This window comes from Lysinibacillus xylanilyticus, assembly GCF_001708185.1.
Classification (GTDB): Bacteria; Bacillota; Bacilli; order Bacillales_A; family Planococcaceae; genus Lysinibacillus; species Lysinibacillus xylanilyticus_A.
On sequence record NZ_MDDN01000001.1, the window covers coordinates 612,800 to 627,102 of the forward strand.

Annotated in this window: 14 protein-coding genes; all 14 read right to left on the reverse strand. The window is 38.9% G+C overall.

Translation table 11 applies throughout. The annotated features are described in order from the left end of the window. Nucleotides 1-261: 261 nt before the first annotated feature. Nucleotides 262-1,575, reverse strand: a complete 1,314-nt coding sequence (gene trmFO / locus BFJ97_RS03065; protein ID WP_068983164.1) for an FADH(2)-oxidizing methylenetetrahydrofolate--tRNA-(uracil(54)-C(5))-methyltransferase TrmFO — start codon at nucleotides 1,573-1,575, stop codon at nucleotides 262-264. Between the two features lie 18 nt (nucleotides 1,576-1,593). Beyond that, on the reverse strand, nucleotides 1,594-3,672 hold the full coding sequence (gene topA / locus BFJ97_RS03070; RefSeq protein WP_068983165.1) for a type I DNA topoisomerase: 2,079 nt from the start codon (nucleotides 3,670-3,672) through the stop codon (nucleotides 1,594-1,596). A gap of 91 nt (nucleotides 3,673-3,763) precedes the next feature. Continuing rightward, on the reverse strand, nucleotides 3,764-4,660 hold the full coding sequence (gene dprA, locus BFJ97_RS03075) for a DNA-processing protein DprA (protein ID WP_068983166.1): 897 nt from the start codon (nucleotides 4,658-4,660) through the stop codon (nucleotides 3,764-3,766). Between the two features lie 232 nt (nucleotides 4,661-4,892). Then, the gene (gene sucD / locus BFJ97_RS03080; RefSeq protein WP_054610302.1) at nucleotides 4,893-5,795 is read right to left on the reverse strand and encodes a succinate--CoA ligase subunit alpha; all 903 of its coding nucleotides are present in this window, start codon (nucleotides 5,793-5,795) and stop codon (nucleotides 4,893-4,895) included. 17 nt (nucleotides 5,796-5,812) lie between these two features. Next, entirely contained in the window at nucleotides 5,813-6,973 is a 1,161-nt protein-coding gene (gene sucC / locus BFJ97_RS03085; protein ID WP_068983167.1) for an ADP-forming succinate--CoA ligase subunit beta, read from the reverse strand. A 168-nt stretch (nucleotides 6,974-7,141) separates the two neighbouring features. Continuing rightward, complete coding sequence (locus tag BFJ97_RS03090) at nucleotides 7,142-7,438, reverse strand: EscU/YscU/HrcU family type III secretion system export apparatus switch protein (RefSeq protein ID WP_068983168.1); 297 nt, start codon at nucleotides 7,436-7,438, stop codon at nucleotides 7,142-7,144. Then, nucleotides 7,435-9,330, reverse strand: a complete 1,896-nt coding sequence (locus BFJ97_RS03095) for a hypothetical protein (RefSeq protein WP_068983169.1) — start codon at nucleotides 9,328-9,330, stop codon at nucleotides 7,435-7,437. Before BFJ97_RS03095 ends, BFJ97_RS03090 begins: the two co-directional genes overlap by 4 nt. Nucleotides 9,331-9,402: 72 nt before the next feature. Beyond that, on the reverse strand, nucleotides 9,403-10,161 hold the full coding sequence (locus tag BFJ97_RS03100; protein ID WP_068983170.1) for a ribonuclease HII: 759 nt from the start codon (nucleotides 10,159-10,161) through the stop codon (nucleotides 9,403-9,405). A gap of 241 nt (nucleotides 10,162-10,402) precedes the next feature. Then, nucleotides 10,403-11,278: a ribosome biogenesis GTPase YlqF gene (gene ylqF / locus BFJ97_RS03105; protein WP_068983171.1), complete on the reverse strand. Its 876-nt coding sequence runs from the start codon at nucleotides 11,276-11,278 to the stop codon at nucleotides 10,403-10,405. 55 nt (nucleotides 11,279-11,333) lie between these two features. Continuing rightward, on the reverse strand, nucleotides 11,334-11,897 hold the full coding sequence (gene lepB / locus BFJ97_RS03110; RefSeq protein ID WP_068983172.1) for a signal peptidase I: 564 nt from the start codon (nucleotides 11,895-11,897) through the stop codon (nucleotides 11,334-11,336). Nucleotides 11,898-12,003: 106 nt separating this feature from the next. Further along, nucleotides 12,004-12,348, reverse strand: a complete 345-nt coding sequence (gene rplS / locus BFJ97_RS03115) for a 50S ribosomal protein L19 (RefSeq protein WP_010858422.1) — start codon at nucleotides 12,346-12,348, stop codon at nucleotides 12,004-12,006. A gap of 116 nt (nucleotides 12,349-12,464) precedes the next feature. Next, nucleotides 12,465-13,202 carry a tRNA (guanosine(37)-N1)-methyltransferase TrmD gene (gene trmD, locus BFJ97_RS03120; protein WP_068983496.1) on the reverse strand — a complete coding sequence of 246 codons (738 nt, stop codon included), beginning with the start codon at nucleotides 13,200-13,202 and terminating at the stop codon, nucleotides 12,465-12,467. Continuing rightward, nucleotides 13,202-13,717, reverse strand: coding sequence for a ribosome maturation factor RimM (gene rimM, locus BFJ97_RS03125; RefSeq protein ID WP_068983173.1), 516 nt, complete (start codon nucleotides 13,715-13,717; stop codon nucleotides 13,202-13,204). Before rimM ends, trmD begins: the two co-directional genes overlap by 1 nt. Before the next feature lie 350 nt (nucleotides 13,718-14,067). Further along, a complete protein-coding gene (locus tag BFJ97_RS03130; protein WP_004269410.1) occupies nucleotides 14,068-14,301 on the reverse strand; it encodes a KH domain-containing protein in 234 nt (77 codons plus the stop codon). Nucleotides 14,302-14,303 lie beyond the last annotated feature (2 nt).

A 14,303-nucleotide genomic window follows, 5' to 3' on the forward strand; every position in this document is an offset into this window, starting at 1 on the left:
TAACCGTCTCAAATTACTAACACTTGCATGAAAGGATGTACTAATTTGTTTATCCTTCTTATTGCGTCTGGAATTGCACTGACTGAAGTGAAGATAAACATACATACTGACACTATACCTATCTTCATCATATAGCAAGTGAAAAAGGTTATATTTTGAGAAAATCTCCATACAAAACAATAAAATACGTGTAAATCAGCATTTTGTCTACAAAAAAGAAAAGCCTCTAAGAGTATATCAACTTTTAGAGGCTTTTTGCAATTAAATTGTTTGTGAATTCACAAAATTTCGAATTGTACTCATTGCTCGTGTAGCATGCATCTCTGCACGCTCTGGTTTTGAACGACGACCCGGTGGTAGTTCAGGGAAAATCCCGAAGTTGACGTTCATTGGCTGGAAGTTTTTCGATTGCGCTTCTGTTATATAACGCGCCATACTCCCTAACGCCGTTTCGAATGGGAAGATAATCGGTTCTTGGCCTAATACTAACCGAGCTGCATTAATGCCAGCAATTAATCCACTACCAGCAGATTCAACATATCCTTCGACTCCTGTCATTTGACCCGCAAAGAAAATATTTTTTTGCTCGCGAAGCTGATAAGTTTTCTCTAGAACTTTTGGTGAATTAATGAACGTATTTCTATGCATAACTCCATAACGGACGATTTCAACGTTCTCTAATCCTGGAATTAGTTGCAATACTTCTTTCTGCGGGCCCCATTTTAGATGTGTTTGGAAGCCAACAATATTGTAAAGAGTACCTGCTGCATCATCTTGACGTAATTGGACAACAGCATAAGGGCGTTTTCCTGTTTTTGGATCTTCCAGACCTACTGGCTTCATCGGTCCAAATAACATTGTTTTCTCCCCACGTGCAGCCATTACTTCGATAGGCATACAACCTTCAAAGTAAATTTCCTTTTCAAATTCTTTTAACGGCACAACTTCTGCTTCGATTAACGCTTGACGGAAACGATCAAATTCTTCCTTTGTCATAGGACAGTTTAAATACGCCGCTTCCCCTTTATCATAACGAGATTTCAAATAAACCTTATCCATATCAATGCTATCTTTTTCGATTATTGGTGCTGCTGCATCATAGAAATACAGATAGTCTAAACCTGTTAAGCCCTGAATTTTTTCAGCTAAAGCTTTTGATGTCAGTGGTCCTGTGGCAATAACAGTAACGCCTTCTGGAATTTCAGTGACTTCTTCATGAATGACTTCTACAAGAGGGTGATTTTTCACTGCCTCTGTCACATATCCTGCAAATTCATGACGATCTACTGCTAAAGCACCGCCTGCTGGTACTGAACACGCATCTGCTGCTTTCAAAATCACAGATTCTAAAACGCGCATTTCTTCTTTAATCACACCCACGGCATTTGTTAATCCATTAGCACGTAGTGAGTTCGAACAAACAAGCTCCGCAAATTTATCAGTGTGGTGAGCCGGTGTTTGCTTTACTGGGCGCATTTCATAAAGTTTAACTTTCACACCACGTTTGGCAATTTGCCAAGCCGCTTCACTGCCTGCAAGACCCGCGCCTATTACATTTACTACTTGTTCAGTCATGTTCTTACCATCTTTCTATCATTGAGTAGGTGCTTCTTCATAGTCACATTTCGTACACTGAATTTGCACACCTTTTTTTATTTTTTTCTCTACTAATAATGCACTACATTTCGGACATGGTCTACTAATCGGCTTGTCCCACGAGACAAATTCACACTCAGGGTACTGATTACAACCATAGAATAAACGCTTTGTTTTACTTTTACGCTCTACGATCTCGCCTGTTTCGCAGGAAGGACATTTTACGCCAATCGGCTTCATAATCGCCTTCGTGTTACGACAGTCTGGGAAGTTTGAGCAAGCCATAAATTTCCCATACCGTCCAAGCTTATAAACCATTGGAGAACCACATAGCTCACAATCTTCGCCAGCTGGTTCATCTTTAATGACAACCTTTTCCATAGCCTCATCCGCATGCTTTACGTGGACCTCAAAGTCCTTATAAAACTCATCTACAACCTCTACCCATTGTCGACTACCTTCTTCAATATCATCTAAATCTTGTTCCATTTTTACTGTGAATTCGATATTTATGATATCAGGGAAAAACTCTAGTACAAGTTGGTGTACGATTTCACCCAGCTCTGTCGGCATAAATCGTTTGGCATCTAACACGACATAGCCTCTGCGCTGAATTGTGTCGAGGGTCGGTGCATACGTGGACGGGCGCCCTATACCTAGCTCTTCCATTGTTTTTACAAGACGCGCCTCGGAATATCGTGGTGGTGGCTGTGTAAAATGCTGCTTTGGCTCGATTTCAAGGGATTTTACCTGATCACCAACTGCCATCTCTGGTAGAAGTTTAGTTGTTTCTTCTGTCTGATCATCGGTACCCTCAATATATAGCTTCATAAAGCCTGCAAATTTAACTTGCGAGCCGTTTGCACGGAATAAAACATCACCATTTTGAAGGTCTACAGCAACTGTATCAAGTACAGCTGGCGCCATCTGACTTGCGATAAAGCGCTCCCATATTAAACGATATAAACGCAATTGGTCACGACTAAGCACCGCTTTTAACTCTTCTGGAGTTCGCATCGTACTAGTTGGACGAATAGCCTCATGGGCATCCTGTGCATTTGATGCTTTTTTCGTCTGCTTCGTTTCTGTAGAAATGTATTCTTTGCCGTATTTGGATTCAATATATGCCATTGCCTCTGTTTTCGCTGTTTCCGAAATACGCGTTGAGTCAGTACGCATATAAGTAATTAAACCTACTGTACCCTCTTTTTTACCAATATCAATACCTTCATATAATTGTTGAGCAAGCATCATCGTTTTCTTAGCACGGAAATTTAACTTACGTGCAGCCTCTTGCTGTAAAGAAGAAGTTGTAAAAGCAGGTGCTGCATTTCGTTTACGTTCTTTTTTAGATACATTAACAACATCAAAGTTTGTACCTTTAACATTTTTTAAAACAGATTTTACTTGTTCTTCATTTGTTAATTTAATTTTGTCTTTACCATTGCCATAGTAAAGCGCATCGAACGTTTTTTTGCCTTTTTCAAAAGAGCCTTCAATTGTCCAATATTCTTCAGGTTGAAAGTTTTTTATTTCATTTTCACGATCAATAATCATGCGCAGTGCTACAGATTGTACCCGTCCTGCTGATAATCCTTTTTTAACTTTTTTCCACAAAATCGGGCTAATGTTATAACCAACAAGTCTGTCCAGTATACGTCTTGTTTGCTGTGCATCTACTAAATCCATGTTGATAGCCCGTGGATTTTTAAAAGATTCTACTATCGCATCTTTTGTAATTTCGTTAAAAACAACTCGACAATCTGAATGAATATCAATATTTAACGCAGTCGCAAGGTGCCAAGCAATCGCTTCTCCCTCGCGGTCTGGATCGGCCGCTAGAAACACTTTCTTCACTTTTTTAGCCGCAGACTTTAATTCCTGTAAAACAGGCCCTTTTCCACGAATAGTAATATACTTAGGTTCATAATTATTTTCAGAATCAACGCCCATTTGGCTACGTGGTAGGTCACGAACATGCCCGATCGACGCTTTCACTTTGTATTTCTTACCTAAATAACGTTCAATTGTTTTTGCCTTTGCTGGTGATTCTACAATCACTAAATAATCCGCCATCTATGTCTCCCCCTTAGCGAGGTCTATTGCCTATTTTTTAAGTTACCTGTTGCAAAATGTATAACAGATTTTAAGATAATGCAACTTTTTTTCAATTTTTGTTAGAAAAGAGCGCAAGTGTTTCAACGATTTCTTGACCACTACACACTGGTATAGCCCCTTCTAACAGTAATTTATTTGTGCCTTTTGATTGCTCAGCATTAATTGGTCCTGGTACAACAAATACATCCTTACCTTGCTCTAATGCGTGTTCTGTTGTAATAAGCGTACCACTTCTTAATGCAGCTTCTGTTACAACTAAAGCTTTGGACAATCCACTAATTATTCGGTTACGCATTGGAAAATGCCATTTCTCAGGCTTCATATATGGGGGGTACTCTGTGACAAGCAACTGATGCTCCGCCATATGGTCAGCGAGTGACTGGTTTTCCTTAGGGTATATATAATTAAAACCGTGACCAAGCACTGCAATTGTGGAACCACCAACTTTTATAGTTGTTTCATGAGCTATCGTATCCGCTCCTCTTGCAAGCCCACTGACAACAGTATATCCGTGTTCAATAAGAGGCGGAACAATTAAGTCCATTGCAGTTTTTGTATAAACTGTAGCATTTCTAGAGCCTATAATGGCTACTTGTTTTTCTTTCGTTAGTAGAGAATACTGACCTTTCACATACAATACAGTAGGTGGGCTGGATATTTCAAATAATTGCGCCGGGTAAAAAGGATGATAAAAAGGGATGGGGAAAATATCGGCCCGTTCATAGGCATCTTCAAATGACAATGTCATAATTTGTCTAAAATTCTTAGAAATTTGCAAGGCTCTTTGCGATGGTATTTGCAGTGCTTTTGCAATCTCGTAGGGGGGCGCTTCTTCAAAATAACTTAATATATCCACCGGGGACAATAATTGCTGAAGTTTTTGAAGTGGTAATGGGTATACATAATGTAAAGCTAGTAATCTCTGAGTATCGACTGAAAAAATCATTTAAAAACCTCCTTTTAATAGAAGAAAATTAAATGACCGCATTATAAATTTACATCACAACATTAAAACTTGAAAAACAATGTGACACAACTTTTTTAGGAAAGGCATTTTAAACAGAGTAAGTAGGAAGTTAGAAATTGCATTGCTTGAACACAGTCCATTAGAAGTATGTTAAGCAATGTCTAAAAAAGAAATAGAAAAGATGTAGCCACAACGTGCTACATCTTCCATTTTAATGGGTTTTACACTTTTCGTATAGCCCTTTTTCTTTAATTACTTTAATAAGCGTTTCACCAATAACAGATGGCGTTTCTGCTACTTCAATGCCAGCAGCATTCATTGCCTTAATTTTCTCTGCTGCTGTTCCTTTACCACCAGAAATAATAGCACCAGCGTGACCCATACGTTTACCCGGAGGCGCTGTCTGTCCTCCAATAAAGCCAACGACAGGTTTCGTCATATTCGCTTTAATCCACTCAGCTGCTTCTTCTTCAGCTGTACCTCCAATTTCCCCAATCATCACAACTGCATATGTTTCTGGATCGTTGTTAAACGCTTCCAAAACATCGATAAAGTTTGTACCATTGACAGGGTCTCCACCGATCCCCACAGCCGTAGTTTGACCAATACCAGCTTGTGTTAATTGGTGTACTGCTTCATATGTTAACGTACCAGAGCGAGAAACAACTCCTACATGCCCTTTCGTATGGATATACCCAGGCATAATACCGATTTTACATTCATCTGCCGTAATAACGCCTGGACAGTTTGGACCTACTAGGCGTGTCTTTTTACCTTCCATATAACGTTTAACCTTAACCATATCAAGGACAGGAATATGTTCAGTAATACAGATTGTTAATTCTAATTCAGCATCAACAGCCTCTAAAATAGCATCTGCCGCAAATGGAGCAGGTACATAAATAACTGAAGTTGTTGCGCCTGTTGCAGCTACCGCTTCTGCTACAGTATTGAACACAGGGACTCCCTCGATTTCAAGACCACCTTTACCTGGTGTAACACCTGCTACAATTTTCGTACCATACTCAAGCATTTGCTTCGTATGGAAAAGCGCTGTTTCGCCCGTAATCCCTTGTACAATTACCTTCGTATCTTTGTTTATAAATACAGCCATTGTTCTCCCTGCCTTCCTTAGCCTACTAGTCCCACAATTTTTTGTGCACCGTCAGCCATTGAATCCGCTGCAACGATGTTTAAACCAGATGCATTTAAAATTTCTTTTCCAAGTTCTACATTTGTACCTTCTAAACGTACAACTAACGGCACAGCTAAGCCAATTTCTTTGGCAGCCGTTACAACACCCTCAGCGATAATGTCACATTTCATAATTCCGCCAAAAATGTTAACGAAAATGCCTTTTACATGCGGATCGGAAAGAATAATTTTGAAAGCTTCTGTTACTTTTTCAGCTGTTGCACCGCCACCTACATCTAGGAAGTTAGCAGGGCTTCCGCCGTAATAACTAATTGTGTCCATAGTAGCCATAGCAAGACCAGCTCCATTCACCATACAGCCAATGTTGCCATCTAGTGAAATATAGCTTAAGTCGTATTTTGATGCTTCGATTTCCTTTGCATCCTCTTCATCGAAATCACGTAATTCGACAATATCTTTATGACGATACAACGCATTTGCATCGAAATTAAATTTAGCATCTAATGCTACAACTTCGCCTTGTCCCGTTACAACAAGTGGATTAATTTCTACAATCGAAGCATCTTTGTCGATAAATGCTTGATACAAGCCTAACATTAATTTGACAGCTTTCCCCACTAGGTTTGCTGGAATATTCATATTAAACGCCATGCGACGTGCCTGGAAGCTTGTTAACCCAACTACTGGATCTACAACTTCTTTGAAGATTTTTTCTGGCTGTGCTTCCGCTACTTCTTCAATATCCATACCGCCCTCTTCAGATCCCATTATTGTTACACGGGATGTTGCACGGTCTAATACTAAACTTAAATAGTACTCTTTTTGAATATCAGAACCCTCTTCAATATATAAGCGTTTTACTTCTTTTCCTTCAGGACCTGTTTGATGAGTCACTAAGATTTTTCCTAATAATTCTTTTGCGTACGTACGCACTTCGTCAAGGTTCTTCGCGATTTTTACACCACCCGCTTTACCGCGTCCACCTGCATGAATTTGCGCCTTGACTACTGTCACATTAGAGCCAAGTTCCTTCGCTACTTTCACTGCTTCATCAGGGGAAAAAGCAACTTTTCCATTCGGTACAGCTACACCATACTTTCTAAGAATCTCTTTCCCTTGATATTCATGGATATTCATAATACATCCTCCCATCAAACATTTGCATAAAATTGTTTTACTAACATAATCTATTCTAACTAAAGATTCTGATAAAGTCTACACTTTGTCTTTCGTTCGTGTTTTATCTTTTAATATTACACTTTTTGCTACTTCGTGTACTAAAACAGATTTTTGCGAAAATTAGAATTATCTATCTTTTCTATATATTTGCGCATGTTGTTGGTCTAACCGATAAATAAATGCAAAAACTTCAGCGACAGCTTGGTACAATTCTTCAGGAATCGACTCATTTAAATCTAATTGTCCAAGTAATTGAACAAGGTTAGGATCCTCATAAATCGGCACATTATACTCATTCGCACGCGCTAAAATATTTTCTGCTATTTTACCTTTTCCTTTTGCTACTACCGTTGGACTATCAAAGCGTCCTAACTTATACGTGAGCGCAATAGCCTCTTTTCGAGTAAATTTTTCTTCACTCATACGCGGAAATCCACCCCACTATGTTCCTCCTGCTGTTCTAATACAGAGGTTGTTTTTTCAGATTGAGCTTTTTCAAATTGCTTAATAAAAACGCCCGAAAGTTGATATTCTTTTTCAGCTAAGCCTATTTTTAAAGCTGCTTTTAGTGGTTCTGCTAGTGGTATAAGATTTTCATTTTCATTAAATACTGTCACAGAAACGACACGATTTTGAACCTGCATATCTATAACCGTTTCGTTCATCGACTCCATTTGTAAATAAAATAATATACGTGCGTAATTGGCATCAATTTTACCATCATCCTTCATGCGTCCATTCCACTGTAATGTTGCATCCATTTTCTTGCCGAAGAACTCCAATGGTACTTGCATAATAAGCTGATGCTGATGACCATTTTCTCCTGATGCTAGCTGCATACCGTTCATACGCGCCATTAACATTTCTGCCGCTTCCTTCAGCTGTGGAGTGGTATGTGTCTCCTGCAATAACGTATGAAGCTGAGGTTTTAATTGATGTGCAATCTCCTGTAAATCAGCTGACTTATTACTAAGTGTCGCCTCATAGCTAATTCCTAGATTTTTTAAAACCGTTTTCAGTGCATGTTCCATAGCTTTACTATCCATGGAATTTTGTACATGGGCATCTGCTTGTGTAACAATCTGCTGAATCATTGATTGCGGCGATTCAACACTATTTTTCATAAGATTTCGCATGAATGCGTCGTTTTGTAATGGGGTAGTTGCTCCATGCTTTAAAAGCGATAGTAAGTGGTCCTTCACTGAAAGAGCATTGGCGTCTTGTGTAAATAAACGCTCCGAGGAATTTTCAGTAAATGCTTTGATCAGTTGTTCTTGCATCTGCTTTGAAAAAATCTCTAGCGTTTGTTTAGTTGCCGGTAACTGATTCAATCGATCGACCAGTTGATTTACTTGTTGCTTTTGTTCATTGGTCAACAAGCTTTGATTCGCTGTCCATAATTTAAGTTGATCGACAAGCTGATTTGTATTGTCAGGTTGTGCCGTTAGAATCGTTTGAATAACTTGTCCAGCGTGTTGAAGCTGATTAGGCTGAACGGAGTTTACACTGCTGAGACTTGACCAGTTTTGCAAGGTTGCCTGCTGAGGTAATATCCCAGCCTCCTTTAACATATTCATAGCTTGAATCTTTTCACTCATAGAAGACGCATTATTCGTTAATATTTGTATAGACTTGGCTAGTACTAAACCACCTGTTTCTACTTCAAAAGGTTTTGCAATTGCCTGTACCTGCTGCATTAGATTTTGCTTGATGTTTTCTGGTAAAGCTGCATCTTTAGCTAAAAGCTGTGTAAAGTTTTCCATTACGGAAATCATACCAGTAGTTTTTTGCCCACTAATAAGAGCTTGAAAAACGTCATTTGTCATTGGCATTTTAAGCTCCACCATTTTTTGAATAGCTTGTAGAGCATCTAGTTTAGTAATGCCCTCTGGTAATGCCTTTATCCACATTTCTGCCTGCATCAACTGCTCCTTTGAAATCGGTAGCTGCGCTTTCATAAAATGAGCTACTAGCTGTTGCATTTCAGCTGACTTTGGCAAATTCATCGATTCAAGTAACTGGTTGATTTGTTGACTTTGGGAAGCCGTTTGTGTCATAGGGCCCGTAACAACTTTTAGTTCGGTTTGCGGGTTTGTACCAGTTACTTGAAAGAAATGGGCATCACCTACTTTTAGTGGCACTTCGAGTTTAGCTATCAACTTCTGATGGCCAACTTGTATCTCTGCCATTTGATCTGGATATAATTGTTTAATCGTACCATGAAATACTTGTCCCTGTTTTAAAGCAAGTGGCTGATTAGTTGCGGTTATAGCAGCTTGTTGCATCTGAATCGGATTAAAAGATGTCGCTGTCATATACATACTCCTTTCATCAATTACTGTTTGGCGTAATCGGTGTCCTATTTTTTATTTTTAGTATGCTAATTATTAAAACATTGATTTTATCGGTTCAAACGATTTGCGATGATGAATGGTTGGACCGAATTCTTCAAGTGCTTTTAAATGTTGCTTTGTACCATATCCTGCATGCTGAGCAAAACCATACATAGGGAATTCTTTGTCCAATTGATCCATATAATCATCACGAGCGGTTTTCGCTAATATCGATGCAGCTGCAATAGCTAAGCTTTTTGCATCTCCTTTAATAATTGAATCCTGCGGAATAGAGATTGGTAGTGTCATAGCATCAACTAGGACATAATTAGGCTTACTAGTTAACGATTCTACACTTATCTTCATCGATTGCTTTGTCGCTTCGTAAATATTTAATTCATCAATTTGTTGTGCTGATTGAAAATGGATAAAATAACTTACTGCATGTTCTTTTATTAAATCAGCATAGGCATTACGTTTATCTTTTGATAATTGCTTTGAATCATTTAATCCGACAAGCATCTCACAGTTTGCAGGTAAAATAACAGCAGCTGTTACTACCGGGCCCGCTAATGGTCCACGTCCCGCTTCATCTACACCTGCGATTAAAGCACTTACCCCTCCATAGCTTCGATCGAAATGGACTTTTGCTTGATGCTCCTGTAATAACTGTTGTTTTTTATCTTGACGCTTGTTCCAGCTGTGCCAAGCCTTTTGCACACCCGCTCGTTCATCAGTTGCTACTTCTGTCATCCAGTCCTGCCATTCCTCAGCTTCCTTCAATGCTGCTGTTATTTCTTTAATCGTTTTCATAAATTTACTCCCTTTTTGGTTCTCAAAAGTTAATAGCTAATTTTACGTATTAATTTGCCTCGGGCGTCTCTCCCAGTATGTATTCCCTTTTTGTGGTTTATCACCAAAATGAAGAGTTAACACCCGTTTTAAGTTATCATTATTTTTCTCGCTCTATATCATTTATCGGCAAGAAGAGGCTTTCCTAAAAGAAAAACTGCCATGCTCACGAACTGCTAAAGTGAGTATGACAGTTTTTAACTTATTGCTGCTCTGCTTCTTTTTCAAGTTGTTCGTCAACAAAGTCAAATGTTAGTTTGCCTAATTGCAATCCACGAATATCTCGAACGATCAGTTGAGCTACTTGATCATAGTCGATTTCTCCTCCTGGACCGAAAACCCGACGTAGCTTACCTATATGATCAAAGGTTTCAACTAAATCTTCATGGACAAATTGGAAGCCGTAGCGTTCCTCCATACGTGCTGGATAATGATTGGATAAAAAGCGTAGGCCGTATACAGCTAAATCCTCCATATTTGTTATCGTATCCTTAATAGCACCTGTTAAGGCTAATTTGTAGCCTACTTCTTGATCTTCAAACTTCGGCCATAAAATACCTGGTGTATCGAGTAATTCAAGCTCCTTACCAACTTTTATCCATTGCTGAGCTTTAGTTACCCCTGGAGTATTTCCTGTTTTTGCAATATTTTTCTTCGCTAAGCGATTAATAAGCGTCGATTTCCCTACGTTCGGGATCCCAACAATCATTGCACGAATGGCTCTTGGCTTCATCCCACGTGCCTTCATACGATCAAATTTTTCTTTTAATATGTCTTGGGCAGCCTTTGTCACTTGCTGTAATCCTTTGCCTTCAAGAGAATTGATGGCTACTGCCTTATGACCACGTTGTGCAAAGTACTCTACCCACTTACGTGTTTCCTGCTCATCTGCCATATCTGCTTTATTTAAGATTAGGAGACGCGGTTTTTGATTAATCACTTCATCTATCATCGGATTACGCGAAGATAGAGGTAAACGTGCATCTATTAATTCAAAAATAATATCAACCAGCTTTAATTTTTCTGTTACTTGTCTGCGGGCCTTCGCCATATGCCCGGGAAACCATTGTATAGTCATATCTTTTCCTCCTAAACTAAAAGAAAAAGGGAGTGTTAGACCTCCCTTTCATGCGTTACTTTACAATTTTTATATCACTAAACGGCCAGAAAATTAGACTTGTATTTCCAATAATCTCTTTTTGATCAACAAGTCCAATATGACGACTGTCCTTACTGTATCGACGATTATCTCCCATAACGAAAACATAACCCTCTGGAATTACATCTAGTTTCACATCAATGTCTTTTAATGTAAAATCTTCTGTTAATGTACCTTCTGTAATTTGTGATTTGTAGGCATCTAAATAAGGTTCGTCTATTGGTTCACCATTAATGTATAATTGATCGTTTTTATATTCTAGCGTGTCTCCTGGTAGTCCAATAACACGTTTAATATAGTTTTTCTGCTCTGGAGCGTGGAACACCACAATATCAAAGCGTTCTGGTTCACTTATTTTATAACCAATTTTATTGACAATCATACGGTCCCCATTTTCAAGGGTTGGCATCATGGACTCGCCATCTACTGCAATGGGTGTAAATAAAAAATAACGAATAATTGCCGCAATCGCAAATGCAATTAGAAGTGCCTTTGTCCATTCCCATAATTCATTCTTTTCTTTCACTTGTTTTTCCATCGAGATTTGCCCCCTTGTCTATCTTCATTTTAGATGATAGTTATTTAAGATGACAAGCAAAAAGAAAAGGGGCTTGTTGCACAAGCCCCTCACTTTTAAGTCATTATTATCGAATTTCTTTAATACGAGCAGCTTTACCACGTAGGTTACGTAGGTAGTAAAGTTTAGCACGACGTACTTTACCACGACGTACAACTTCTAAGTTAGCGATTTTTGGTGTGTGTACAGGGAATGTACGTTCAACACCTACACCGTAAGAAATTTTACGAACTGTAAAAGTTTCGCTAATACCGCCACCACGACGTTTAATTACTACACCTTCGTATACTTGGATACGTTCACGAGTACCCTCTACTACTTTCACGTGTACCTTAACAGTATCACCAGGACGGAAAGTTGGTAGATCAGTGCGAAGCTGAGCTTTAGTAATTTCTGTAATAATGTTTGACATTGTTTTCTCTCCTTAGACAGATGCTCTTGCACGCAATCTATGCCACAGCGGAACACCGTAATTCAGTACTTCACATAGAAGTACAGAATAGATGTTATCATAAATATAGATAGCAATCAAGCATCTTTATTATTGTTTATAAGTTTTTCTACATACTTTTTTTGCTTATCTGTTAACGGATAATTCTCGAGTAAATCTGGACGACGCTCGAATGTTCTTTTCAGAGATTCTTCCGCACGCCATTGCTCAATTTTTGCGTGATTGCCCGATAGTAAAACATCAGGTACTTTCATTCCGCGAAATTCAGCAGGTCGTGTATAATGTGGGTGCTCTAGAAGACCTGTTGAGAACGAATCTTGTATGTGAGAATCCTCTTGTCCTAAAACCCCTGGCAGAAGACGTACAACGCTATCAATAACCGTCATAGCCCCTAGCTCTCCACCAGTTAAGACGAAATCTCCAATTGAAATCTCGTCTGTGACAAGATGCTGACGGATGCGTTCATCATAGCCTTCATAATGGCCACATAAAAATACTAGTTCTTGTTCTTGTGCTAGCTCCTCTGCCTTTTTTTGAGTAAAGCGCTCACCTTGCGGACACATCAAAATGATACGAGGTTTTCTTCCTGCGGTAATAGCCTCGACAGCGCTAAACATCGGCTCTGGTTTTAATACCATTCCCGCGCCACCGCCATACGGATAATCATCTACTTGGTTATGCTTGTTACCCGAAAATGCACGGATATCGGTTACTTCTAGCTTTACGGCACCTTTTTCCTGTGCTTTCTTTAAAATTGATGCGCCAAAGACGCCTGTAAACATATCAGGAAACAGACTTAACACATGAATATTCATCATAGTAGGCCTTCCATTACGTGGATTACAATTTTCTTCTCATCAACATCAATTTCCTTAACGATGTCTTCGATATACGGGATGTAATGCTCTTTTTTAGCACCTTTGACTACCCACACATCATTTGCACCTGTTTGAAGAATGTCAATCACCGCTCCGATTGTTTCACCTTCTTCAGAAACTACTGAACAACCAATTATTTCGTGGAAGAAATATTCATTTTCCGCTAATAAATCATCTGACATTTGATCCGACGTCACTTTGAGCATACCTTCTTTGAAAGGCTCCACCAAGTTAATATTGTGCATTCCTTCAAAAGTTAATAAAATAAAGTTTTTATGACGACGCATTGATTCAATTGTTACCCATGTTGGCTTTTTATCGTCTTTTTTAAACGCCGCAAGCTTATTTCCTACTACGAAGCGCTCTTCCTCAAAATCTGTTGTTGATAACACACGTACCTCACCGCGAATACCATGCGTATTGACAATACGACCTACATTAAACCATTCCATTTAAATCTCACCTCATATAAAAAATGCTATCCACGTCAAGCTACTAGCTAGCCAGATCAAAAGTAACATCTCTCACTTTTATCTAAGAAAGCAGATTAACTTTTGGCGGATGATGTTTTAGCTAAGACGTTGACCAGTCTTCCTCTATGTCATTATGGTCAATTACCTCTCAATGTAATTACAATAATGAATAAAGATAAAAAAAGGAAGGAACTCGCAAGCTCCTTCCTTCTTAGTCCAGATTTTACGCTTCACCTCAAAGCCACTTCGAATTCCTAAATGCATGTAAACATACCTATCAGGACTCTCAAGTGCTTGTTGCATGTAAAAGAGCGTGAAAATCTTTTCTATCAATCCAATATATCGACGTAGGTCTTTTTTTGATGGTGACTACCCGCCGCTGAATAAACAATTGTACGAATCGCTTTTGCTACTCGCCCTTGTTTGCCTATGACTTTCCCTCGATCCTCTGGATGAACAAAAAGTTTATAAACAATTCGATTTGCATTTTCATCCGTCTCTATACGAACTTCTTCTGGATAATCGACTAACGGTAAAACGATTGCTTCAATCAGCTGCTTCAAAA

Bases quoted from the DNA above. Each gene is read 5' to 3' on its own strand.
- trmFO (WP_068983164.1), bottom strand. From the start codon at position 1,575: ATGACTGAACAAGTAGTAAATGTAATAGGCGCGGGTCTTGCAGGCAGT.
- topA (WP_068983165.1), bottom strand. From the start codon at position 3,672: ATGGCGGATTATTTAGTGATTGTAGAATCACCAGCAAAGGCAAAAACA.
- dprA (WP_068983166.1), bottom strand. From the start codon at position 4,660: ATGATTTTTTCAGTCGATACTCAGAGATTACTAGCTTTACATTATGTA.
- sucD (WP_054610302.1), bottom strand. From the start codon at position 5,795: ATGGCTGTATTTATAAACAAAGATACGAAGGTAATTGTACAAGGGATT.
- sucC (WP_068983167.1), bottom strand. From the start codon at position 6,973: ATGAATATCCATGAATATCAAGGGAAAGAGATTCTTAGAAAGTATGGT.
- BFJ97_RS03090 (WP_068983168.1), bottom strand. From the start codon at position 7,438: ATGAGTGAAGAAAAATTTACTCGAAAAGAGGCTATTGCGCTCACGTAT.
- BFJ97_RS03095 (WP_068983169.1), bottom strand. From the start codon at position 9,330: ATGACAGCGACATCTTTTAATCCGATTCAGATGCAACAAGCTGCTATA.
- BFJ97_RS03100 (WP_068983170.1), bottom strand. From the start codon at position 10,161: ATGAAAACGATTAAAGAAATAACAGCAGCATTGAAGGAAGCTGAGGAA.
- ylqF (WP_068983171.1), bottom strand. From the start codon at position 11,278: ATGACTATACAATGGTTTCCCGGGCATATGGCGAAGGCCCGCAGACAA.
- lepB (WP_068983172.1), bottom strand. From the start codon at position 11,897: ATGGAAAAACAAGTGAAAGAAAAGAATGAATTATGGGAATGGACAAAG.
- rplS (WP_010858422.1), bottom strand. From the start codon at position 12,348: ATGTCAAACATTATTACAGAAATTACTAAAGCTCAGCTTCGCACTGAT.
- trmD (WP_068983496.1), bottom strand. From the start codon at position 13,202: ATGAATATTCATGTGTTAAGTCTGTTTCCTGATATGTTTACAGGCGTC.
- rimM (WP_068983173.1), bottom strand. From the start codon at position 13,717: ATGGAATGGTTTAATGTAGGTCGTATTGTCAATACGCATGGTATTCGC.